A 22,701-nucleotide genomic window follows, 5' to 3' on the forward strand; every position below is an offset into this window, starting at 1 on the left:
CGCAGAGGATGCCGGCACGTGTCTAGGAAGCCGATCCCTCGCGCGGGCCGCTGAGGAACACCAGCCGGAACTTGCCGATCTGGACCTCGTCACCGTTGCTCAACGTCGCGGTGTCGACCGGTTCCCGGTTCACGTAGGTGCCGTTGAGGCTGCCCACGTCGACCACCTGGAATTCCCCGTCGCCGCGCCGGAATTCGGCATGCCGACGACTGACGGTCACATCGTCGAGAAAGATGTCGCTGTCGGGATGCCGGCCCGCGGACGTGGTCGGCTGATCGAGCAGGAACCGCGAACCCGCGTTGGGTCCGCGCTTGACGACAAGCAGCGCCGTGCCGGGCTGCAGACGCTCCACCCCGGTGTCGGCGGGCTCACTCGAGGTTGCGGCCGCGTCGAGTTCATTGATGAACTCCTCGCGGAAGACCGATGTGGTCTCCACGGGCGCCTCGAAGCCGTTGTCGTTATCGCTCACTATCTCTCCTTCGTCGTCCGCAATGCTGTCACTTGTCGATCACGACGCCCTCGGCGCGCTCGGTAACCGATCACCGGATCACCCGGCCACGGAAACCGCGCGATTTCTCACCGATCTCGGCGTCGCCGGTCGAAATCCAACGTAGTCGAACCCAAGTAGTTGAATACGACGTATTCACAGGCCTCGGCCGCACGGGGCGACTCGACCCCAACCGCCCGAGAAAGGACACCGGTTGATCATAGCCGCCCGGGCAGGGCCGATACGCGGGTTGGGGGCCGTTTCCCGTTCCCTTCTCCGCGCATGCGGCCCACCCGGAACCGATCAGCCCTCGATGACCTGCCGATATCCGTCGGCATCGAGGAGATCGGCGAGTTGGGCATCGAGCGCGCCGGCGTCATCGACCGAGATCTCGACGAGCCACCCCGAGTCGTACGGCTCTGAGTTCACCAGATCGGGAGTCGACTCGAGCTCCTCGTTGACCGCGGCGATCGTCCCGTTGAGTGGACCGAAGATATCCGACACACTTTTGGTCGACTCGACCTCGGCGAAGGACTCCCCGTTCTCGACCTCCGAACCCACCTCGGGCAGCTGCACGAACACCACGTCCCCGAGCGCGTCCTGGGCGTAGTCGGTGATGCCGATGCGCACCGTCGTCGGTGCCACCTTGCGCACCCATTCGTGTTCGGGGGTGTAGGTCAACTCGGCCGGCACATTGGTATCGGTCACCGGTGCCCCTTTCGTGTCAGTCGGGAACTTCATGTCAGTCGGGAACTTCAAGTCAGGCGGGTACTTCGGGTCAGTCGAGACTCTAGCCCGTCGCATCGGGATGCACGTGGCGCAGGGACGGCATCGTCCGCATCACCATGATGGTCTGCACCCAATACAGGACGAAGGACCACACATACATTCCGACGCCCCAGATCAGAAAGGCCCAGCCGATCGGGTAGCAGATGGTGCCGATCACCGAATCCAGTTGTCCGGCAAGCAACCACGGGAACGCACTCATCAACGCGAAGGTGGCCGCCTTGCCCACGTAGAGAACCGGGAGCGCCACCAGTCCCCGTGATCGGAGCAGCGGCGCGGTCGCGAACAACAGCACATCACGCGCGATGATGACGCCGATCAGCCACCACGGCACGAAGTCGCGCAGCCCGAAGCAGATCGGGATCACGACAACGTACAGACGGTCGGCGGCCGGATCCAGCAACTCCCCGATCCGCGACGACTGCCCGAGCAGTCGGGCCAGTTTCCCGTCGAGCCAGTCGGAGAAGCCGGAGACCATCAGGATCACGAAGGCCCAGCCGTCTGCCTTGACCACCAGCAACACCCACACGAACACCGGGATCAGCGCGAGCCGGAGCACGCTGAGCGCATTGGGGACGGTGAAGAACCCGGCGTCGGTGGCCGGTGCCGAGTCGTCGCCCATTCCCCCGGAGGTCACCGGAAGATGCCGATGATTCCCTGCAGCGTCTTGGCACCACCGGAGGCGAAGAGGTTGTCGTGCACCATGTAGGTCCACGTCATCGTCGACCGATGAAGATCGGAGGCGCCGAGGTCGACGCCGTCGGCGGTGATGACGGCATCGCGGAAGGTGGTGCGGGACTTCTCGATCGCACGCTCCGGCAGTTCCCCGAACTCTTCGAGGATGAGCCGGTGGAATTCGTCGAGCGGGCTCTCCCGACCGATGGCCCGCAGGTGGATACTGGCCCGCACGTCGGAGACGAAGGCCAGATGATCGGCCCACTCGCGGTCGAGGTGATAGAGCATGATCTCGCGCGCGGCCTGTTCGAGGACCTTCTCGTCGATCGGTTCGACCGGGGCCCAGTCGGTGCCCTCGGTGTCAGCGGGGGGCTCGCCATCCGCGGATGTCGTCGCCTCACTCTTCGCCGCCTCGGTCTTCGCCGACTCGCCCTTCGCCGTCGCAGCCGCCGCGTCATCGTCGGTGGCGGCGTCCTCGGTGCTCACCGCGACCTCGGTCGACTCACTCTCGGTCTTCTTCTCGGCGGTACCGGTCAGGACCGCATATCGCTCGGGTTCGAGATCTCGCAGTTCCTTCACCGCCGTGTCGGTGGTCAAGATCTCCATGCGCCGCTTCACCACAATCTCGCGCTGCTGGTTGACCAGCTTGTTGTAGCGCCAGGTGTTGGCATGCAGTTCGAGCATCACGCCCTCGGCGACGCGTTGCGCCTGTTCGATCAGGTCGATGCCCTTGGCCCCCATGAAGCCGTCCTCGGACTGTGACACCGGATCCCGCTTGAAGGAGAGGTTGCGGGTGACGACGGGATCCTCGAGGCTGCTGAAGAACACCGAGGTCCCCGGGTCACCCTGCCGTCCCGCGCGCCCACGCAACTGGTTGTCGAGTCGTTCGGTGTCGTGGCGTCCGGTACCCACCACGCACAGGCCGCCCAGTTCGACGATCTCCTCGCGTGCATCCTCGTCGTCGCTGGAACCGCCGAGCCGGATGTCGGTGCCGCGTCCGGCCATCTGCGTCGACACGGTCACCGCATCGCGGGCGCCGGCCTCGGCGATGATCTTGGCCTCCTCCGCGTCGTTCTTCGCGTTGAGGACCACGCACGACACCCCGGCCTTGTCGAGGAAGTAGGCGAGTTCCTCGGACTCGGCGACGTCATGGGTACCGATGAGCACCGGCTGACCGGTCTCGTGGACCTCCTTGACGTAGGCGACGACGGCCTCGACCTTGTTGGCCTTGGTGTCGTAGACGCGGTCGGGCAGATCCTCGCGCACGTTGGGGGTGTTGGGCGGGATCTGGGAGACGCGCAGATCGTAGAACTGCCGGAACTGCTCGCCCGCGGCGATGGCGGTACCGGTCATGCCGCAGACCTTCGGGTAGCGCCCGATGAGTGCCTGCACCGTGATGGTGTCGATCACCTCGCCGGAATCGGTCTGTGCCAGACCTTCTTTGACCTCCACCGCCGCCTGCATGCCGTCGGGCCACCGCTGCAACTGGGCGACCCGGCCGCGGGAGGCGTTGATCAGGTGGACGCCGCCGTCGCGCACGATGTAGTGGACGTCGCGCTCGAGCAGGTAATGCGCATGCATCGCGACATTGACGTGGACGAGGGTGGTGCCGACGTGTTCCTCGTCGTAGAGATTGATCCCGCCGAGTTCCTCCTCGACGAAGACCGCACCCTCGTCGGTCAGCGACACATTGCGGCCATCGACGTCGACCTCGTAGTGCTTGTTCTTCATCCGTGCCACCACGTCGTGGATGGCGGCGTCGGGGACCTCGACGTCGGTGGAGCCGGCCAGCACGAGCGGGATCAGCGCCTCGTCGACGAGCACCGAGTCGGCCTCATCGATGATCGCGACGTCGGGGATCGGCGACACCAACTGATCGGCGGACACGACGAGCTGATCACGCAGCACGTCGAAGCCGATCTCGTTGACCGAACCGTAGACGACGTCGCCGTCATAAGCGCGCTTGCGCTCGTCCCGGGACGAGTTCTCCGACACCGCGTTCACCACGATGCCGAATGCATCGAACAGCGGACCCATCCACTCGGCGTCGCGGGTGGCGAGGTAGTCGTTCACGGAGATGACATGGACGCGATGCCCCTCGAGCACGTAGCCCACGGCCGCGATCGCACCCGCAAGGGTCTTGCCCTCACCGGTGGCCATCTCGATGACGTCACCCTCGAGGAGTCTCAGGGCGCCCTGCAGCTGCACGTCGAAGGGACGCATGTCGAGGGTTCGGTCGGCGGCCTCGCGCGCCAGTGCGAGGAACTTTGCCCGGTCGCCGGCGTCGGACCCGATGTCGAGTTTCTCACCCTCGGAACGGAAGTCGGCACTGTCGAGTTCGGCGGCCCACTCGGTGTGGGCATCGGCATCCTTGAGCAGGCCGAGCGACTTGGACTGATTGCGTGAACTCTGGGCTCCCAGCAAACGCCACATGCTGTTGGTCAGCTTTCCCACCGAGCATCTCTCCTGCCACTTGATCTCGAGAAAGAATCGCCGTCCACGGTACGCGGCACCCCTACGGCGGCGAGAGGCGCCGTATCATCTTCGACACCGGTATCCGTCCGGGACCCTTCTCGACCGCCATGCCGCGACCTGCGAGGACTGCGATGAACCGGATCACGGTGCGTGTCATCCGATCGGCGGTCGCCGGTGCGATCCTCGCCATGGGCATCGGTCTGGGTGCGTTCAACCCGTGGTGGGCCGCTCTCGTCGTCGGCGTTCCCCTCGTGATCGCCGGGGTGGCCCTCATCCCGCGCGCCACCCGGACATCCGAACTGCCACTGTTCCGACGAGGCGTCACCGAGAACGCCGTACCCATCGAGGTCTCGGCACTGACCCGCAGCACCCTCGCCGCCGGCGACGACCAGCCCACGCTGGTGACCGCACACATCACGCCGCGCCACGACACCGCATACGACGCCCGCTGGATCTCGGCGATGTCGCGCGCGCATTTCGACGCGGTCGCCGCCGATCCGACGACGACGCTGCCACCCGAGCAGTTGCCGCCCCGCAGCGGCACGTCCCAGGGTTTCGCGTCCTCACCCGGCGCCCGCGCCCTCCTCTACCCGGCGGTGGCCGCGACCGTCGGCGCCGCGGTGCTGTTCGGCATCCCGACCGCGGTCTGGGATGTCGACGCCCCGATCGGATCACCGGGATCGCTGTTGCGCCTCGGCGACGAGACAACCCTGGATCAGCGCCGCGACCGGTTGCTGTCGGCCGTCGCCGCGTCCGGTCCGACGGCGTCGACCAACATCTTGTCGCTGACCTTCGCCGACGGCTCGGATCGGGCCGAGATCTACGACCCGGGCACCGGTGAATCCGTCGGGCTGTGGGTCGACGGAGACACGGTGCGGCAGAGCCGTTCGACCACGACCCTGCGCAGCGGCAGCACCTTCGACGCGACCGAGGTCGCCGCGACGAACATGACCGCGATCGCCGGTGAAATGGAGCGTCGCACCGAGGCGTTCGCCGGCTCGGTGGACTTCGCCGATCTGCGGGTGGCCCGACCGAGACCCGACGACGGCGTGCTGCTCACCGGGACGTTCGAGAATCCCGAGCAGATCACCGATGACCACGTCATCGAGGCCACGCCGCAGGGCAACGTCGCGTCGTATTTCGAGCCGGGCGACTTCACCGCCGCGTTTTCGGTGTTGCGTGCCGCCCTCGCCGATGCCGGGATCCCGACGGATGGGCCGGTGTTCACGAGGTGGGAGATCCGCGGGATCGCCGACAACACCCCGATCATGTACGCCGGACAGATTCAGAACAGCGGCGGTGCGCTGGCCGAGTTCGCCACCGGCACCACCGACGGGCAGGTGTCGGTGGTGCCCGGTCGATTCCCCGAATTGACCACGCGCCCTTCAGATTACCGACCTCCGGGGTTCGCGATCGACAACGTGACCGCGGCGGCCTTCGACTCCGTGCGGCGCCAGGCCATGGTCCGTGGCCGGGTCGAACCGGTCGACCGCAACGCCCTCGACATCCAGGCCACCACCGACTTCCGCTCCGACGGGGTGCCGGTGATCCAGGTCGCGATCGGCGATTCCGACGGATCCGAGGGCACCTACACCCTCGGCGGCGGGTTCCTCCACGCCGGATATCACTGACGCCGGGTATCACCGACCGTGCGACGCCGGCGGCTCCGTCGTCGCCACACCCGCCGTCGCATCGAGTTCGGCGACGGCGGCCTGCGGCGGGTGCAGGCTCCCACGATCGATCAGGTCGCCGACGATGGTGCGGACGCGGGTGTAGGCATCCTCCGCGTCCTCGGTGTTCTCGCCCTGGGCGTGCCGGTACAGGCGCAGCGCGGTGGTCATGTCGTCCTGGTCGGCGGCCTGCAGATACCGCGTCCCGATGCGCCGGCCGTCGCGTTCACAGGTGACCCAGGAGCGACGCAGGCTTTCCACCGCCCGCTGGTAGGCACCCGCGCGGTCGCGTGACCCCGGATACCGTTCGGTGCGCAGCGCATCCGCGTTCTCCAGCGCGAGCTGGAAGTTCTGCACCTGATCCAGGGTGACGTCGGTGACGGCGGGATAGGCGAGCATCATCGCGGGGTCGGTCTCATAATTCCCGTAGGCACGGAGCACGTCGTCGTGTCGCCGGGTGGTCTCCTCCCACAGTCGCCGGGCCGCGTCCTCGCTCCCGGCGTCGACGATCCGTGGCCCGGAGATCACCTCAGAATCCGACAGGCTCACCTGCGAGGCCGATTCGGCCGGCGTGCGGCCCCCGTCGCCCATCCGCGACGGGGTTCCGGGTGCCGCCACCCGGAGACGTTCGACGGCGCGGGCGGCCGCCGGGTCACTGTCGGCGACCACCACACTCCACCGCTCGATATCCTCGTGGCCGTCTTCGTCGGCGCCGAAGCCTGTCGTGGATGCCCGGGTGGTGAAGACCATTGTCAGGTAACGCATTCCACCGATCACCAGGGTGCGGCCACCGATCTCGGTGCGAGTGGCCACCGGCCCGAGCGTCGCCGACACCAGCTGCGACAGTCCACGGCTGGTGACACCGTGCTCCTCGGTTCCGAAGTACACGCTGTCAGCGTCGACGCTGAGCAGTACCGCGCCGCGGGGCAGCATCCGACTCAGCGCGGTCGCGGCCAGCGACACCACCACCAGACCCGCGGTCACCCCCGCCGTCACGAGGCCCGGCGCACCGAGAGCGGGCATCATCACCAATGCCACCAGACCCGCGACGAGCGAGGCCGCGGCACCGTAGGAGCAGACCTGATGCAGCCCGCGGGTGTACTCGGTTCGAGCGGTCACCGACACCATCCTCGCCACCTCCCACCGTGTTCGAGCGTCGTCACTGGACTACCGTGTGTGCCGTGAGCACCGAGGACCCGAGCGCGCCCATCGATCGGACTCCACCCACCCTAAATTCGGACACGTCGCAGCGAAACCCCGGGCTCGGTGCACGTGTGGTCGGCGCGACGCTGACGATGGCGGCGATCCTGGGCGTCACGGTGGTGGCGGTGTCGGTCGCCATCGCCGTGGGTCCGGATGCCGGCGAGGAACCGGCGGTACCGACACCCCCACCGGCCGGCTCGTCCTACAGCTCGGTGTCGGTGACCGGGAAGCCGATTCCCGGCGGTGGCCCGTTGACCGTCGCGTTCCCCGACACCGGTCGGATCGCGCTCGGCGCCGGATGCAACCGCCACATCGGTGCCGTCGACTTCGGCCCGGATTCGGTGACCATCGGTCAACTCGCGTCGACGCTCATGGCCTGCCCACCGCCCCGAGACGCCGCCGACGCCTGGCTCTCGGACTTCGCCCGCGGCCCGCTGACCTGGCGGCGTGACGAGACCACGCTGACGCTGTCCGGCCCCGACTCCGCCGTGGTCCTCACCGAGGCACCACCCACCTGAACCGACCGCCACGCCGAACCGACCGAACACCGACAACCCGCTGGCCATCACTTTCCACCAGAGAAGGACTTCATCATGGCTGAACTCTCCCCCGCCGTCGTCACCGTCACCGGCGCGGCCGGCAGCATCGGATACGCCTCACTGTTCCGGATCGCCGCCGGCGCGATGCTCGGACATGACCGCCCCGTCCGGCTGCGTCTGCTCGAACTCCCGCATGCCGTCACCGCGGCCGAGGGCACCGCGATGGAACTCGAGGACGGCGCCTTCCCGTTGTTGCAGTCGATCGACATCTTCGACAACGCGCGATCGGCCTTCGACGGCGCACAGTTCGGGCTGCTCATCGGCGCGAGGCCACGCTCGAAGGGCATGGAGCGCGCCGATCTCCTGGCCGCCAACTCGGCGATCTTTGCCGAGCAGGGCAAGGTGATCAATGAGGTTGCGGCACAAGACATCCGCATCATCGTCGTCGGCAATCCGGCGAACACCAACGCCGCCGTCGCCGCGGCGCACGCTCCGGATGTCCCCGCGGAACGGTTCACCGCCCTGACCCGACTGGACCACAATCGCGCCATCGCCCAACTCGCTCGGCACACCGGTGCGCCGGTGCGTGAGATCAGCCGGGTCTCGATCTGGGGCAATCACTCCGCCACCCAGTACCCCGACATCTTCCACGCGCAGGTGGGTGACGTGTCGGGCACACAGGTCGCCGAGGACGAACGGTGGCTGGTTGACGAGTTCATTCCGACCGTCGCCAAACGCGGCACGGCCATCATCGAGGCTCGGGGCGCGTCGTCGGCGGCCTCGGCCGCCAACGCCACCATCGATCACGTTCACGACTGGGTTCTGGGAACGCCTGACGACGATTGGACATCGGCCGCGCTACCGTCCACGGGCGCCTACGGCATCCCGGAGGGCATCGTGAGTTCGGTTCCGGTGCGGGCGGTCGACGGTCGGTGGGAAGTGGTGGACGGGTTGGCGATCAACGACTTCTCGCGTGCCCGGATCGACGCGTCGGTGGCCGAGTTGCAGTCCGAACTCGACGCGGTGGCCGCGCTGTCGTCGTAACCGGGACGGCGCGTCGCGGCGTCGCCCACCCACAGAACCCGCGCGCGGCTTATCCTGTCCCGCATGGCAAAGAAGGAGAAGTCGGGCAAGGCGAAGATCTCCAACAAGGTCTATGAGGCCGAGTTGTTCCGCCTGCAGACCGAGTTGGTGAAGCTCCAGGAATGGGTCCGCGAGTCCGGCTCGCGCGTGGTGGTCATCTTCGAGGGCCGCGACGCGGCCGGCAAGGGCGGCACCATCAAGCGCATCACCGAGTATCTGAGTCCCCGCGTCGCGCGGGTGGCGGCCCTGCCCGCGCCCACCGACCGGGAACGGGGACAGTGGTACTACCAGCGATACGTGGCCCATCTGCCTGCCCCCGGTGAGATCGTCCTGTTCGACCGGTCCTGGTACAACCGTGCCGGTGTGGAGAAGGTGATGGGGTTCTGCACCCCGGAGGAGCACACCCGATTCCTGCGCCAGACACCGATCTTCGAGCAGATGCTCATCGACGACGGAATCCTGTTGCGCAAGTACTGGTTCTCGGTATCCGACGAGGAGCAACTGCGCCGATTCCGCGGCCGCATGAACGACCCGGTACGGCAGTGGAAGCTGAGCCCGATGGATCTCGAATCGGTCTACCGATGGGAGGACTACTCGCGCGCCAAGGACGAGATGATGGTCCACACCGACACGTCGATGAGCCCTTGGTACGTGGTCGAGTCCGATGTCAAGAAGCACGCGCGACTGAACATGATGTCGCATCTGCTCTCGACCATCGACTATCACGAGGTTCCGCTTCCCAAGGTGTCGCTACCCAAGAAACCGATCGAGACCGGCAACTATCACCGGCCGCCGCGATCGCTGTCGAAGTACGTGCCCAACCATGTCTCCACTCTGATGGGCGATGTCTGAGCCGAGGATGTGGATCGGGTTCGCGGAGTTCGACTATCTCCTCGGCGACGTCGGCTCCCTCAAGCACAAACGGTCGGTGATCCGACCCATCATCGCCGAGATCCGGCAGCGCTTCTCGGTGTCGGTCGCCGAGGTGGATCATCGAGATATCCATCGCCGCACGGTGATCGGCGTGTCGGTGGTGTCCGGCGACCGCGCGCACGCGGTGGAGGTCCTCGATGCAGTGGAGCGCTATGCGGCCGCGCGACCCGACGTGCAGTTGCTCTCGGCGCGCGTCCGGGTGATCGGCTCCGACGACGTCGGGTAACCCGCCGAATGCTGCCGCGTGCGGTTCAGTCCGACGAGCGCTCGAGGATTCCGGCCTCGACGGCGACCTCCCGGTACGCCTGCGCCAGCGAGTCGACGGTCTCGTGGGCGTTGAGTCCACTCGGATTGGGCACCGCCCAGACCGCAGCTCCGTCCCAGTCCGACGGTTGTCTGCCGAGTTGCGCGTGCCGGTCGCCGAACGCGTCGCGGTAGGCGGTGATCCCGGCGACGGCCACCACGCGTGGCCGGACCCGGCGCACCCGATCCCGCAGCGCCGCACCGCCGCTGCGGAGTTCGGCGCGCGTCAACTCCGCGGCGGTGGCGGTCGCCCGCGCCACGACATTGGTGATGCCGATACCGCGGGCGAGCAACTGCGCGGCGTCGTCGGGGCGCATACCGTCGGATGCGTCGATGACGTGGTCGACGATCCCCGCCCGGGCCAGTGCCGGGAAGAAGCGATTACCGGGCCGGGCGAAATGCGCACCGGTCGCCGCACTCCAGAGCCCGGGGTTGATGCCCACGAACAGCAACCGGCACCCCGGACCGATCAGGTCGTCGATCTCGACACCTCGGTAGGCGAGCAGTTCGGATCTGGTGTAGCCCACACACCGACGGTAGCCGGGTGCTTGGATGACAGCATGGTCGCCGACCCAGATGCGGTTCGCCGGGTGCTCGTCGTGGACGCCGCCAATGTGGTGGGTTCGGTACCCGACGGCTGGTGGCGCGATCGGCGCGGTGCCACCGAGCGTCTGCGCGACGCACTGGAACCGGTGGCCGTGACCGGACTCGCAGGACTGGCGGGCCCGCTCCACGTCGTGCTGGTGGCCGAGGGCCGCGCACGAGGCATCCACTCGACCGAGGACGTGGAGGTGGTCGATGCGTCGGGATCCGGTGACGACGCCATCGTCGACGTGGTGCGTGGCCATCCCGGCGCGGCGGTCACCGTAGTCACCGCGGATCGCGAATTACGCACGCGAGTAGCACAATTGGGAGCTTCGGTCATCGGTCCCTCGGCGGTGCCCCGCTGAGATCGGACACACCGGCCCGCGGCGGATGTCTACAGTGGGAAGCACGCCACACACGGACGACCGACGAAGGACGGACACGACATGGCCCGATACGAACTCCCCACCCTCGACACGCTGCGCGAACTCGCCACGGACCGAGACCATGCGATCACCATCTACGCGGAGACATCGCCGGCGCCCGATGGTCGTGAGGGCAGTTATCTGACGGCGAAGAGTGCGTTCGATCGCGCGGTCCGGACGCTGCGCGACGACGGAATCCGCCATGCCACCGAAGAATCTCTGCGCGACCAGTGGGAGAAGGTGCGCACCGACGAGGCGTGGTCACGGCTATCCCGGTCGGTGGCGATCTTCCTCACGCCCGACACGTGGGAGTTGTTCGTCCTGCCCAATCATCTCGAGAACCAGATGCAGGTGGGGTCGCGCTTCGATCTCGGTCAGCTGGTCCGCGCGGTGGTGTCGCCGCAGTCGGCGTATGCGCTGACGCTCTCGGCCAATGGGTGGAACCTGTGGGAGGCCACCGCCACCACCGTGGCCACCGAGATGGAGCTGACCGGCGACTACGGTGCCGACGCCGCCGACGCCACTCATCGCGCCACGATTCGCGACCGTGGACACGTGCGTCGGCTGGTCGGCGACGAGGGCAAGAAGGTGCTGCTCGATCAGTACGCCCGGCGGGTTGTCGACGCCGTGAAAACCGAACTCGCCCACCGAGATCCCGAACGCACCCAGCCGCTGTTCCTCTTCGCGACCGACCCGTTGCTCGATCTGTATCGCAACGCCGAGAGCACGCGGAAGGTAATCGCCGTTCCCGGTGCACCCGACGAACTCCGCGCCGATCAGGTCGACGCGGCGATCCGGGCGCAGCTACCCGATCTCAACGCGGCCACCAACAATGCACTGCTCGAACGGATCTCGGACGGCACGTCGGCTGGTCTGGTGGCCACCGACCTCGACGACATCAGCCGGGCCGCGGCGAGCGGTGCCGTTGCCACCCTCGTCTACGATTTCACCGTCGACGTGCTCGGTAGCGTCGATCCCACCACCGGCTCCCTCACGCGTGACGAGAGTGGATACGACGTGCTGTCCTCGATCGTGATCACCGTCCTCGATCGCGGGGGCGAGGTCGTCGCGGTCCGCGACGCGGAGATCTCCAACTCCCTGTGGAACGGCGTCGCCGTCGCCGCACTCCGTTATCCGCTCTCCTGAGAGGAATCCGATGGCTTCCACCGTCGCTGACAATCTGGTCGAGACCATCAAGGCCTCCGGGGTGACCCGGGTCTACGGAATCCCCGGCGACTCGCTCAACGGTTTCACCGACGCGCTGCGCCGTGACGGCTCGATCGACTGGGTCCACGTCCGACACGAGGAGGCGGCCGCGTTCGCGGCCTCCGCCGATGCCGCACTCACCGGTGAGCTCGCGGTCTGCGCCGGAAGTTGCGGACCGGGCAATCTCCACCTGATCAACGGACTCTACGACGCGCACCGGTCGCGGGTGCCGGTGCTCGCGATCGCCGCGCACATCCCGGCACCGGAGATCGGCAGCGGCTACTTCCAGGAAACCCACCCGGAGCGCCTGTTCGCCGAATGCAGTTCGTTCTGTGAGATGGTGTCGACGCCCGAGCAGATGCCGCGACTGCTCGACATCGCGTTGCGCACGGCCATCGAGACCCGCGGTGTCGCGGTATTGATCGTGCCCGGCGAGATCTTTCTGGCCAAGGCGTCAGGACGCCGGTCCGGTGCCCCGATCCGCGCCATTCCCACCGTGGTCACCCCACCCGAAAACGAATTGCGCAGGGTCGCAGGACTTCTCGACCAGTCCGAGCGGGTGACGATCCTCGCCGGCGCCGGAGTGGCGGGGGCACACACCGCTCTGCTGGATTTTGCCCGGACCCTGCAGGCACCGATCGTGCATGCGTTGCGCGGCAAGGAGTTCGTCGAGTACGACAATCCCTTCGACGTCGGGATGACCGGGTTGCTCGGCTTCTCCTCGGGGTATCGGGCGATCGAGCGATGCGACACCCTGGTGATGCTGGGCACCGACTTCCCCTATCAGCAGTTCTATCCGTCCGAGGCGACCATCATCCAGCTTGATGTGCGGGGTGAGCAGATCGGCCGACGGACCCCCGTCGACGTCGCACTGGTCGGCACCGTCGCCGACACGCTGCCCGCGTTGACGCCCCTGTTGAGCGGCGCCCGATCATCCGACCATCTGCAGGCGGCACGCGATCACTACCGCAAAACCCGTGCGGCACTGGACGACCTGGCCGTCGACGACGGCAAGACGCCGATCCACCCGCAGTATCTGACCAGGTTGCTCAGCCGCCACGCAGCCGACGACGCGGTGTTCATCCCCGACGTCGGGTCACCGGTCGTCTGGGCGGCCCGGTACGTGCAGATGAACGGTTCCCGTCGGCTGATCGGTTCGTTCACGCATGGTTCGATGGCCAACGCCCTCTCGCAGGCCATCGGTGCCCAGGCCGCGTTCCCGGGGCGGCAGGTGATCGCGCTCGCCGGCGACGGCGGCCTGACCATGCTGTTGGGCGAGTTGATCACCCTGACCCAGAACCGATTGCCGGTGAAGGTCGTGGTCTTCGACAACTCGTCACTGAACTTCGTAGAGGTCGAGATGAAGGCGGCCGGATTCGTCAACTACGGAACCGATTTGGTGAACCCGGATTTCGCCGCGATGGCGACATCGATGGGGATCTTCGGAAGACGGGTCGAGCAACCCGGCGATCTCGAGGCCGCCGTCGAGGAGTTCCTCACCCACGACGGGCCGGCCGTGCTGAACGTGGCCACCGCCCGTCAGGAACTGTCGATTCCGCCGACTGTGACCGCGGCCCAGGCGAAGGGATTCACCCTCTACGCCATCCGTACCGTGCTGTCCGGCCGGGGCGACGAACTCGTCGACCTCGCCGAGACCAACCTGTTCCGACGCCTGTTCGACTGACGACCGCTACTTCGGCACCTTCGACAGGTCGCTCCGGACCAGCATGACGTTGTAGTCACTCCACCGGGAAGCGTTGAAGTACAGGTCTTTTCCGCTGCCGGTGAGCGCGGGCGATTGGGGCAGCATCATGGGCCCGTACAGCACCACCGCGCCCGGCTCCACCAGGGTGAACGCCGAACTCCACGGCCCCTCGGGCTTGTCGGCGGTGCGAATCCGAATGCCGTTGTCCCCGTCGAGCATGATGTATTTGTTCAGATAGGGACTCCACGACACCGAGGCCTCGGTGACCGGCGAAGGTACGATCTGCGACGTGCCTTCGGGGATTTCGCTGATCGTGTCCACCCATCCGTCGCCAGTGCCCGTCCAGTACTGATATTTGTCCAGGTCGAGAATATCGTTGGGATGGAACCGCGCCAGGAACGCGGCGCCGAAACGTCCGTTGGGCGTGCCCAATTGGTACACCCACTCGCTGTCGGCTCCGTGACCTCGGAAGTATGCGTTCTGCTGGAACTTGCCGTTGTTGGTATCCAATGGCCGCCAGCCTTCTGGCAACTCGAAGTCGACCGGCGCGTTGATGAGGATGGTTTTTGTGTCGGTGGTCCACGTCTGCCCGTTGTCATCGGAGTAGGCGATGGCCGAGAAGTTGGTGACCCAGTTCCCGGCCGAGCCCCACGACCGCACCGACATGTAGTTCATGTACTGCCGGAAACCGGGGCCGTCAGGTTTCGGCAGCGAGATGGCTGCGGTGGGGATCGTGGTCACCTCGACGCCCTGAAAACCGACTGCCGAGATCAGCTGCTGGGCGTAGGTGGGCCGGTCGGCGGTCACCACACTTCCCGACGTCGTGGAGTTCGGGTCCGCGGCGGGCACGGTGATCCCGTCGGCCAGGTTCGTGTCGTTGGTCCGCAGCAGCACGTTGTGTCGCCACTGCTGACCTGTAGCCGAGCAGTCGCCGAAGGTGTCTCCGAAGGCCATCAGGGTCTGTCCGTCGCCGTTATCCCAGCTGACGCCGAGATCGGTGCCCGAGATCGTGAAGCGGCTGAATGTCAGATTGGGACTGCGGGGGCCGGTGACCCACGCGACGGTGCGTGAGACATCGGTGCGGTAGTACGGCAACGCACCCTGCGGACCGGTGCTGGGATTCGACGAGCTCCCCGACCCCAGGCCCAGTGAACCCAGGTCCAGCGATCCGCTGGAGCCACTCGACCCGGAGGACCCGTTGCCACACGGAGACGCAGCGGCGGTCCCGGTAGCCAGCAGTGACGCGCCGACCATGGTGGCCGAGACAGCCAACGCACACGCCACCACCCGAGTGGGCCCGATTCGCCGTCGAGTCATCCGGTGTCGTCTCCCAGCCCCGACACAGCGGTAGACCGTGACGGAAGTGATTGATGTTACTGATGTGACATCAGATCAGATGGAGAGCACCGACCTCGGTCAACTCGATCACGATTCCGTCTCAGCTTGGAATCACCTGTGACGGCGCTGATCACTCGGCCCGCGAGAACTCCGACGCCCGGGCCACCTGTTCGGCCGTCAACGCGACCCCGGTGTACTTCTCGAACTGTGCCGCCGCCTGCAACGCGATCACCTCGGCGCCCGTGATCACCTCCTTGCCTGCCGCGCGTGCCGCCGCGATCAGCGGCGTCTCGGACGGGAATGCCACCACGTCGAAGACGACCCGCGCTGCCTCGATGACGTCGCCGTCGAAGGCCTGGACCTGCGCGTCGGCACCCTGCATACCCAGCGGCGTCACGTTGACGACAATGTCGGCTCCGGCGACAGGTGCGGGGATGAACCGGTAGCCGTACTTGTCCGCGAGGGCGCCGCCCGCGACCTCGTTGCGAGCCGCGACGGCGACGTCGGCGAATCCGGCGTTGCGGAATGCTCCGGTCACCGCCTTGGCCATGCCACCGGAACCCTGCACCAGAACCGTTGCGTCGGAATCGAGTTCGTGCTCGACAATGAGGGCGGCAATCGCCTCCACATCGGTGTTCGACGCGGATAGGCGCCCGTCGTCGTTGACGATCGTGTTGACCGACTCGATGACCGATGCCGATTCCGCGATGTCGTCGACGAGCGGGATCACGGCCTCCTTGAACGGCATCGACACCGAACACCCGCGGATGCCCAACGCGCGAACGCCGGTGATCGCGCCGGCGATGTCGTCGGTGGTGAACGCCTTGTAGATGTAGTTCAGCCCCAGCTCGTCGTACAGGTAGTTGTGGAACCGGGTGCCGATGTTGGACGGCCGCCCGGCCAGGGAGATGCACAGCGTCATGTCTTTGTTCAGGATTGGCACCGACTCAGGCTAGCCCAGGAGCACCGGCAGAGGTCGTGTCCCCGGGCCGGGCTTGTCCGCCGGGCCGTGGGCGCGGGGTGGGTTCAGGAGGTGTCGAGACCGTCGTGGAGTATGGCGGCGAGGACACTCGACAAGCCCGGCCCGCGGACACGGCCCTCCGTGTCGACGGAGCTCAACGCGGCGGCCAACGCCCTGGGACGGCTCGACCAGCGGGATGGGCGATCGAACGGCGGGATGGGCGATCGAACGGCGGGCGAGCGCCAACGCGGGCTATCGCCAGCCGGCTTCCCGCCCGTCGGCGGGTCAGCGCGACCGGAGCAGCGGGATCACGTGGTCGCGCAGCAGCGGTGCGAGCGGTTTCTCGCGGTCGATGGGATCGATGGCCAGCCAACGTACTTCGGCGATCTCGGCGCCCGGCTCGGCGTGGGGCATCGCCGGATGGGAAAAGAGGCTCGCGCGCACCTCGTAGCCTGCCTCGTTGGCAGCGGCAGCGGTGAACTCGCCGAGTGCGGTGAGTTCCTCGGCGTCGAGCCAGACCCCGATCTCCTCACCGCACTCGCGGACGGCGGCCTGCCGAGGCGTCTCGCCGGGCTCCGGTTTGCCGCCGGGCAGCATGAACAACGCACTACCCGACTTGCGCACCGTCAGCAACGCACCCGCGGCGTCACGGAGCACCACGGCACTGACGACGATGACCCGCTCGGCGGCCGGATCGACGGGCATCAGATCAACGGCCGAAGCCGGCGTCGCGCAATGCCTGTGCCATCGAACCGTTCGGTGCGGACTCGCGCCGACGATCGTTACCGCCCTGTCCCCCACGTCCGGACTTGCTGCGCCCGTTGCCGTTCCGCTGTTCGCGCCGATTCTGCTGTGCCCCACCGGCACCCTTGTCGCGGGCCTGCGGACCGCCTCCGCGACGTGCCTCGCCCTTACCGCCGGCGGACCGCGCATCGTCGTTGAGCCGCAGACTGAGCCCGATCCGTTGCCGCTCGACATCGACGTCGACGACCTTGACACGCACTACCTGACCCGACTTCACCACCTCATGCGGATCCGAGACAAATCGGTCGGCCATCGCGGAGACGTGCACGAGCCCATCCTGATGCACCCCCACATCCACAAAGGCACCGAAGGCGGCGACATTGGTGACGACGCCCTCGAGCACCATCCCGGGCCTGAGATCGGCGACCTTCTCAACGCCGTCGGCGAACGCGGCGGTGGTGAAGGCGGGACGCGGATCACGACCGGGCTTCTCGAGTTCGGCGAGGATGTCGGTCACCGTCGGCACGCCGAAGCGATCGTCGGCGAACTCGACCGGACGCAGGCCACGCAGCGTCCGCTCGTTTCCGATGAGCTCGGTGAGCGTCACCCCGGAGCGGTCGAGGATGCGGCGCACCACGGGGTATGCCTCGGGATGGACACCCGAGGTGTCCAGCGGGTCGTCTCCACCGCGGATCCGCAGGAACCCCGCGCATTGTTCGAATGCCTTGGGGCCCAGCCGCGGAACGTCCAGGAGGGCTTTGCGGTTGCGAAACGCGCCGACGCTGTCCCGGTGGGCGACGATGGCCTCAGCGAGAGTGGTGGTCACCCCCGAGACTCGCGACAGCAGCGGAACCGACGCGGTGTTGAGGTCGACACCGACGGCATTCACCGCGTCCTCGACCACCGCGTCGAGGCTGCGGGCGAGGGTTCCCGGAGTGATGTCGTGCTGATACTGGCCGACGCCGATCGATTTGGGCTCGATCTTGACCAACTCGGCCAGGGGATCCTGGAGTCGCCGGGCGATCGACACCGCTCCGCGGAGTGACACGTCGAGCGCCGGCAATTCGCGGGAGGCGTATTCTGAGGCCGAATAGACCGATGCACCGGCCTCACTGACCATCGCCTTGGTGGGCGCAGCCGCGCCGGAGCGTTTGATGTCGGCGATGAGTTCGGTTGCCAGAGCATCGGTTTCGCGGGATGCGGTGCCATTGCCGATGGCGATCAGATCGACACCGTGGCGCGCCACGAGTGCCCCGAGTGTCGCCTTGGCCTGATCCCATTGCTTTTGCGGCTGATGCGGATAGATAGCGCAGGTGTCGAGGACCTTTCCCGTCGAATCGACCACGGCGACCTTGACTCCCGTACGGAACCCAGGATCGAGGCCCAGAGTGGCGCGCTCGCCGGCCGGCGCGGCCAGCAACAGGTCCTTGAGGTTGGTGGCGAAGACCGCGACCGCGGCCTCTTCGGCACGCTGCCGCAGACGCACCCGTGCGTCGACGGCGGTGGACACCATCAGTTTGGTCCGCCAGGCCCACCGCACCGTCTGCGTCAGCCAGGGAGTTCCCGCACCGGGGTGCGAGGTGTCCACACCCAGGGTCGCGGCGACCATCGCCTGGTAGGCATCGTCCTCGCCGCCATCGAAATCGAGCGAGAGCACCTCTTCCTTCTCACCGCGCAACACCGCCAGCACACGATGCGACGGCATCGTGTCCAGCGGCTCGGAGAAGTCGAAATAGTCCCGAAACTTTTGTCCCGCAGGCGACGTGGCTGCCTGCTCGGATCGCGGCGTGGTGCGCAACGCCCCTTCGGCCCAGAACTTCTCGCGTACCGCGCCCACCAACTCGGCGTCCTCGGACGCCCGCTCGATCACGATGTGACGAGCGCCCTCGAGTGCGGCCGCCGCATCGGCGACATCGTCGGACAGGAACGCGGTCGCAGCCTCCTCCGGGACGAGCGCGGGATCGGCGAGCAGCCGGTCGGCCAGCGGTTCCAGACCCGCCTCGCGAGCGATCTGGGCCTTGGTGCGCCGCTTGGGTTTGTACGGGAGATAGATGTCCTCGACGCGGGACTTGGTGTCGGCGGCCACCAGTGCGGCGCGGAGCGCGTCGGTGAGTTTGCCCTGTTCCTCGATCGACGACAGAACGGCGGCCCGTCGCTCGTCGAGTTCGCGGAGATACCGCAGCCGCTCGTCGAGGGTGCGCAATTGTGCGTCATCGAGGCTTCCGGTCACCTCCTTGCGGTAGCGCGCGATGAACGGGACCGTCGACCCGTCATCGAGCAACCGCACGGCCGCGGCCACCTGATTTTCGCCGACCGCCAATTCCTCGGCCAGACGCGCGTTGACTGTTTTCACTCCGGGTACTACTGGTGCGCTCGAACTCACCCGCAGCACCCTACCGAAGACCACCGACAGGCTCGGCGCCCGGCGAGGTGTGTCGGGTCCTCGGCGTCCCCGCCAGGGACTCGACATCCGCGCCGGGGACTCGAGGTCTCACAGACCGTCGCCGCGCAGCGCCGCCTGGAACTCCGGAGAGGAGTAGAAGGGGGCGAACTGACGCCGCAGCAGAGGTTCGAGCATGCCCCGCTCGTCGAGGCGGGTCAGAACCACCGGCCCGAACCGCAGTCCCTCCTCGATCAGATCTGCCCGACCGATCCCCAGGTCGGCCAGCAGGTCGGTGAGAGCGACCGTGCCGTATTTGTCGAAGACGTGGTCGATGCCCTCGTCGAGCAGGGGTCGGAAATAGTCGGTGTCACGGAACGACTTCCAGAATTCGAAGGCCACCACCACCAGGTCTTCGACGTCGCCGGGTTCCAGCACGTCACGGAAACGGCCGATCACCTCGGCGGAGCGCTCCCGCCAGAGCTCCCGCGCCGCGGCACCGAGGACGTCGTCCCCGTCGCGTTCGACCATCATCGCCAGACGACGCATACCGATCCGGGCCACCCGCTCCACGCCGGATTCGAGCACCGGAACCGCCGGTGCGGCCACTCGGGTGACCGCACGGATCAGCGCCGCACGCACCCCGCCGGTCTCGCCGTCTGCCCGTCGTTCCTCGATCGCGGCATCGAGGGTCTGCGTCACGAGCTCCACGCAGGCGTCCATTGCGGCCGGACTCTCGATGACCTGGGTGGCCAAACGCCGGACAAGACCGGTGTCGGTGATCGCGGCGACCAACGCGTCGAATTCGGCGGGGTCGGCGATGTCGGCGAGTCGGTACTCGTCATTGGCCCGGTGCCGGTAGATGCGTCCGCCGATCTCGCCGACCAGCTCCGGGATGGAACCCTCCACCGGCATCTGCACCGTGTACTTGTGCGCGACGAGTTTGATGAGCTCACGGGTGACCACATCGTCGAGAGTCAGTGTCGCCGCGTCGTCGAGGAACGCGTCGACGGCCTCCACCACCAGGCTGCCGTACTCGGCGGGCGTCAGCAATTGGCGTCGGGTGAAGGCGATCTGGGCGTCGAGAAGTCGTTGCGCCACGTCATCGCTCATGGGGATCAGGGTGTCACATCCGTCGATCTGCCGTGATTGACCCACGCTCCACAACGCGCGCGGCATACCATTTCCACGCAGGGTCGGCATCGATCACGGAGGTGTTCGGAGTGGGTTTTCTGATCGGCTTCTCCCCCTGGATTGTCTACTGGATCCTGGTGGGCAACATGCCGTTCCGGGGAGCGGTGCTCATCGCCCTGGGACTCTCGGCACTTGCCGTGGTGATCAACCGGGCGCTCCGTCGCCCGTGGCATTCCCTCGAGGTGGGCGCGGTCGCGGTGTTCGTCGTGCTCTCGGCATTGTCGTTCTCGGTCAGCGACGCCTTCCTGGAACGCTGGCTGCAGCCACTCGGAAATGCCGGGATCTTTCTGGTCGCCCTGGTCGGTCTGCTTGTCCGACGACCATTCGTCCGCGAGTACGCAACCGCATCGGTCGATGCGGCGACCGCGGCCACCGACGGATTCCGAGTCATCACCACCGCCATGACCTGGATGTGGACCGCGGTGTTCGGCCTGATGACCGTGGCCTCGCTCATCCCGCCGATCGTGCAGGGCGACGCCACCATTCGCGACGGCGGCTCGACTCTGTCGATCATCTGTTACTGGGTCCTCCCCTTCACGCTGATGGGGATCGCCGGCACCGCGTCCGGTGTGTTCCCGGCCTGGTTCGACAAGAAATCGGCACAGATGGCACGCCGGGACGCGTCGCTGGCACCGGGAAGCCCGGTGCCTCAGCCACCGGCGCAGGCGGCATCCATCGACCCGCGGCTCGGGGTGGATGTCCCCCTGGACTCCCGCCACGACGAACCATTGACCATCACTCTCGAATCCACCGGTGAGACGGTTGATGTCACCACGACCGCCACCGACCTGTATGGCGGGCTGTGGCGCTGGTCCACACGCGCGGACGGTTCGGCCCAGGTCACGAATGTCCCGATCTGGGCGATGGAGTTCGACGGACCCGCCGATCACGCCGACCTGTTCATCCCGCCGACCGAACCGTGGCTCGTTCGGGTGGAAGCCAGGGCCGGAGATCGCCGCACCGCGCTCACCTGCCGACGACACCCGGTCGCAGCCGGCGTCGAGGTCACCGACGTCCTGGTCGACGGGCGGCCGGGCCTGCTTGCAACACCCGCGTCCGCGATCGGACCGGCGGTGGTGTGTTTCGGCGGCTCGGAGGGTGGGGTGGACTCACAGCGTGCGATGATCGGCGCCCTGGCGTCGCGCGGTCACACCGCACTCGCGTACGGATGGCTCGATGACGACCCCGAGGCCGCTCCGGTCAGCGAGATCCCGCTGGAACGATTCGCCTCGGCGATCGCCTGGCTGTGCGCTCGCAGTGGTTCATCGGTGGCCGCGGTGGGCCTGTCCCGGGGAGCAGAAGGACTGACTGCGACGCTCTCCCATCGAGCGGATCTCGGTGTGTCCCACGTGATCCTGCTCAGTCCCAGCAGTGTCATCTGGCAGGCCATCGGCCCCGACGGGGAAATACCCGGCACGTCGTCGTGGACCCTCGACGCCTGGCCATCTCCCTTTGCCGCGCTGCCCACCGGCGCACTGATGCCACAACTGGTGGGCAATGCGTGGCGATTGTCGCGCGACATCGGCGCGGGGCGGCCAACCGTGCTGCGACTGCACCCCGCCTACGACGAGGGGCTGCGCAGAAGCATCGCCCCCGAGGCCCAGCTGGCATCCGAGCGGATCACCTGCCCCATACTGTGCATCAGCGGCTCCGACGATGCGCTCTGGCCGTCCGAACGCATGGCCGATGCCCTCCTCGGCCGACGAAATACATCCTCGGACAAACACATCCGATATGAGGGCGCCGGCCACTTCCTCCGCCCGGGACTGTTCCCGACGACCGTGCAACTGGCCGGCGGGATCGACTTGGGCGGGCGTGCGGCAGAGCACGCTTCGGCATGCCTTGCCCTCACCGACGACATCGTCACATTCATTGCCGGATGACGGGTTCGGTGACCGAGTGACCGAGTGACCGTCGGTGCGACACGGCGTGTAACAGCACCATCGTCAGCGCGATGAAGAAGGGGAACGACCAAGAGCACGAGTCACCACCACTCGAGAGGATCGTCA

Annotated in this window: 20 protein-coding genes; 9 read left to right on the forward strand and 11 right to left on the reverse strand. The window is 67.1% G+C overall.

Annotated features, from left to right (window positions below; translation table 11 throughout):
- Positions 1-22: 22 nt before the first annotated feature.
- The 4 genes from garA to secA2 all read right to left on the reverse strand — a co-directional run bounded on the left by garA (position 23) and on the right by secA2 (position 4,402).
- Positions 23-472 carry a glycogen accumulation regulator GarA gene (garA, locus tag ACWETB_RS15935; protein ID WP_348805952.1) on the reverse strand — a complete coding sequence of 150 codons (450 nt, stop codon included), beginning with the start codon at positions 470-472 and terminating at the stop codon, positions 23-25.
- Positions 473-790: 318 nt separating this feature from the next.
- Positions 791-1,195 (reverse strand): glycine cleavage system protein GcvH, encoded by a 405-nt coding sequence (gene gcvH / locus ACWETB_RS15940; RefSeq protein WP_348805896.1) that lies wholly within the window; start codon positions 1,193-1,195, stop codon positions 791-793.
- 82 nt (positions 1,196-1,277) lie between these two features.
- Positions 1,278-1,895, reverse strand: coding sequence for a CDP-alcohol phosphatidyltransferase family protein (locus ACWETB_RS15945; protein ID WP_449744440.1), 618 nt, complete (start codon positions 1,893-1,895; stop codon positions 1,278-1,280).
- 11 nt (positions 1,896-1,906) lie between these two features.
- Positions 1,907-4,402 carry an accessory Sec system translocase SecA2 gene (gene secA2, locus ACWETB_RS15950; RefSeq protein ID WP_452212185.1) on the reverse strand — a complete coding sequence of 832 codons (2,496 nt, stop codon included), beginning with the start codon at positions 4,400-4,402 and terminating at the stop codon, positions 1,907-1,909.
- Positions 4,403-4,554: 152 nt separating this feature from the next.
- Between secA2 and ACWETB_RS15955 the strand changes: the two genes are divergently transcribed.
- Positions 4,555-6,054 (forward strand): hypothetical protein, encoded by a 1,500-nt coding sequence (locus ACWETB_RS15955; RefSeq protein ID WP_449744367.1) that lies wholly within the window; start codon positions 4,555-4,557, stop codon positions 6,052-6,054.
- 9 nt (positions 6,055-6,063) lie between these two features.
- On the opposite strand, the gene ACWETB_RS15960 is transcribed toward ACWETB_RS15955, so the two are convergent.
- Complete coding sequence (locus ACWETB_RS15960) at positions 6,064-7,221, reverse strand: hypothetical protein (RefSeq protein WP_449744366.1); 1,158 nt, start codon at positions 7,219-7,221, stop codon at positions 6,064-6,066.
- 53 nt (positions 7,222-7,274) lie between these two features.
- Between ACWETB_RS15960 and ACWETB_RS15965 the strand changes: the two genes are divergently transcribed.
- The 4 genes from ACWETB_RS15965 to ACWETB_RS15980 all read left to right on the forward strand — a co-directional run bounded on the left by ACWETB_RS15965 (position 7,275) and on the right by ACWETB_RS15980 (position 10,077).
- Complete coding sequence (locus tag ACWETB_RS15965; protein ID WP_452212187.1) at positions 7,275-7,814, forward strand: META domain-containing protein; 540 nt, start codon at positions 7,275-7,277, stop codon at positions 7,812-7,814.
- Between the two features lie 75 nt (positions 7,815-7,889).
- Positions 7,890-8,879 carry a malate dehydrogenase gene (locus ACWETB_RS15970; RefSeq protein ID WP_449744364.1) on the forward strand — a complete coding sequence of 330 codons (990 nt, stop codon included), beginning with the start codon at positions 7,890-7,892 and terminating at the stop codon, positions 8,877-8,879.
- 63 nt (positions 8,880-8,942) lie between these two features.
- On the forward strand, positions 8,943-9,770 hold the full coding sequence (gene ppk2 / locus ACWETB_RS15975) for a polyphosphate kinase 2 (RefSeq protein ID WP_449744363.1): 828 nt from the start codon (positions 8,943-8,945) through the stop codon (positions 9,768-9,770).
- A gap of 7 nt (positions 9,771-9,777) precedes the next feature.
- On the forward strand, positions 9,778-10,077 hold the full coding sequence (locus tag ACWETB_RS15980; protein WP_452212224.1) for a DUF503 domain-containing protein: 300 nt from the start codon (positions 9,778-9,780) through the stop codon (positions 10,075-10,077).
- A gap of 25 nt (positions 10,078-10,102) precedes the next feature.
- Here ACWETB_RS15980 and mug read toward each other — a convergent pair whose 3' ends face one another.
- Positions 10,103-10,681 (reverse strand): G/U mismatch-specific DNA glycosylase, encoded by a 579-nt coding sequence (gene mug / locus ACWETB_RS15985; protein WP_449744362.1) that lies wholly within the window; start codon positions 10,679-10,681, stop codon positions 10,103-10,105.
- 33 nt (positions 10,682-10,714) lie between these two features.
- Between mug and ACWETB_RS15990 the strand changes: the two genes are divergently transcribed.
- The 3 genes from ACWETB_RS15990 (at position 10,715) to poxB (ending at position 14,054) form a co-directional block, all read left to right on the forward strand.
- Complete coding sequence (locus tag ACWETB_RS15990) at positions 10,715-11,104, forward strand: hypothetical protein (RefSeq protein ID WP_452212190.1); 390 nt, start codon at positions 10,715-10,717, stop codon at positions 11,102-11,104.
- Positions 11,105-11,185: 81 nt separating this feature from the next.
- Positions 11,186-12,310, forward strand: coding sequence for a baeRF11 domain-containing protein (locus ACWETB_RS15995; RefSeq protein ID WP_452212192.1), 1,125 nt, complete (start codon positions 11,186-11,188; stop codon positions 12,308-12,310).
- A gap of 10 nt (positions 12,311-12,320) precedes the next feature.
- Positions 12,321-14,054 carry a ubiquinone-dependent pyruvate dehydrogenase gene (gene poxB / locus ACWETB_RS16000; RefSeq protein WP_452212194.1) on the forward strand — a complete coding sequence of 578 codons (1,734 nt, stop codon included), beginning with the start codon at positions 12,321-12,323 and terminating at the stop codon, positions 14,052-14,054.
- A 6-nt stretch (positions 14,055-14,060) separates the two neighbouring features.
- Here the strand turns inward: poxB and ACWETB_RS16005 are convergent, their stop codons facing one another.
- From ACWETB_RS16005 to ACWETB_RS16025, 5 genes are all read right to left on the reverse strand, one after another.
- Positions 14,061-15,392 (reverse strand): DUF4185 domain-containing protein, encoded by a 1,332-nt coding sequence (locus tag ACWETB_RS16005; protein ID WP_452212196.1) that lies wholly within the window; start codon positions 15,390-15,392, stop codon positions 14,061-14,063.
- Positions 15,393-15,543: 151 nt separating this feature from the next.
- Positions 15,544-16,356 (reverse strand): shikimate 5-dehydrogenase, encoded by an 813-nt coding sequence (locus ACWETB_RS16010; protein ID WP_452212198.1) that lies wholly within the window; start codon positions 16,354-16,356, stop codon positions 15,544-15,546.
- Between the two features lie 303 nt (positions 16,357-16,659).
- Positions 16,660-17,079, reverse strand: a complete 420-nt coding sequence (locus ACWETB_RS16015) for an NUDIX hydrolase (protein WP_449744356.1) — start codon at positions 17,077-17,079, stop codon at positions 16,660-16,662.
- Positions 17,080-17,083: 4 nt separating this feature from the next.
- A complete protein-coding gene (locus ACWETB_RS16020) occupies positions 17,084-19,510 on the reverse strand; it encodes a Tex-like N-terminal domain-containing protein (protein ID WP_452212226.1) in 2,427 nt (808 codons plus the stop codon).
- Positions 19,511-19,609: 99 nt separating this feature from the next.
- On the reverse strand, positions 19,610-20,611 hold the full coding sequence (locus ACWETB_RS16025; protein ID WP_452212200.1) for a hypothetical protein: 1,002 nt from the start codon (positions 20,609-20,611) through the stop codon (positions 19,610-19,612).
- A gap of 110 nt (positions 20,612-20,721) precedes the next feature.
- Here ACWETB_RS16025 and ACWETB_RS16030 point away from each other — a divergent pair, with 110 nt between their 5' ends.
- Positions 20,722-22,575, forward strand: a complete 1,854-nt coding sequence (locus ACWETB_RS16030) for an acyl-CoA thioester hydrolase/BAAT C-terminal domain-containing protein (RefSeq protein ID WP_452212202.1) — start codon at positions 20,722-20,724, stop codon at positions 22,573-22,575.
- Positions 22,576-22,701: the final 126 nt, after the last annotated feature.

The sequence above is a fragment of the Gordonia sp. NPDC003950 genome (assembly GCF_053605205.1).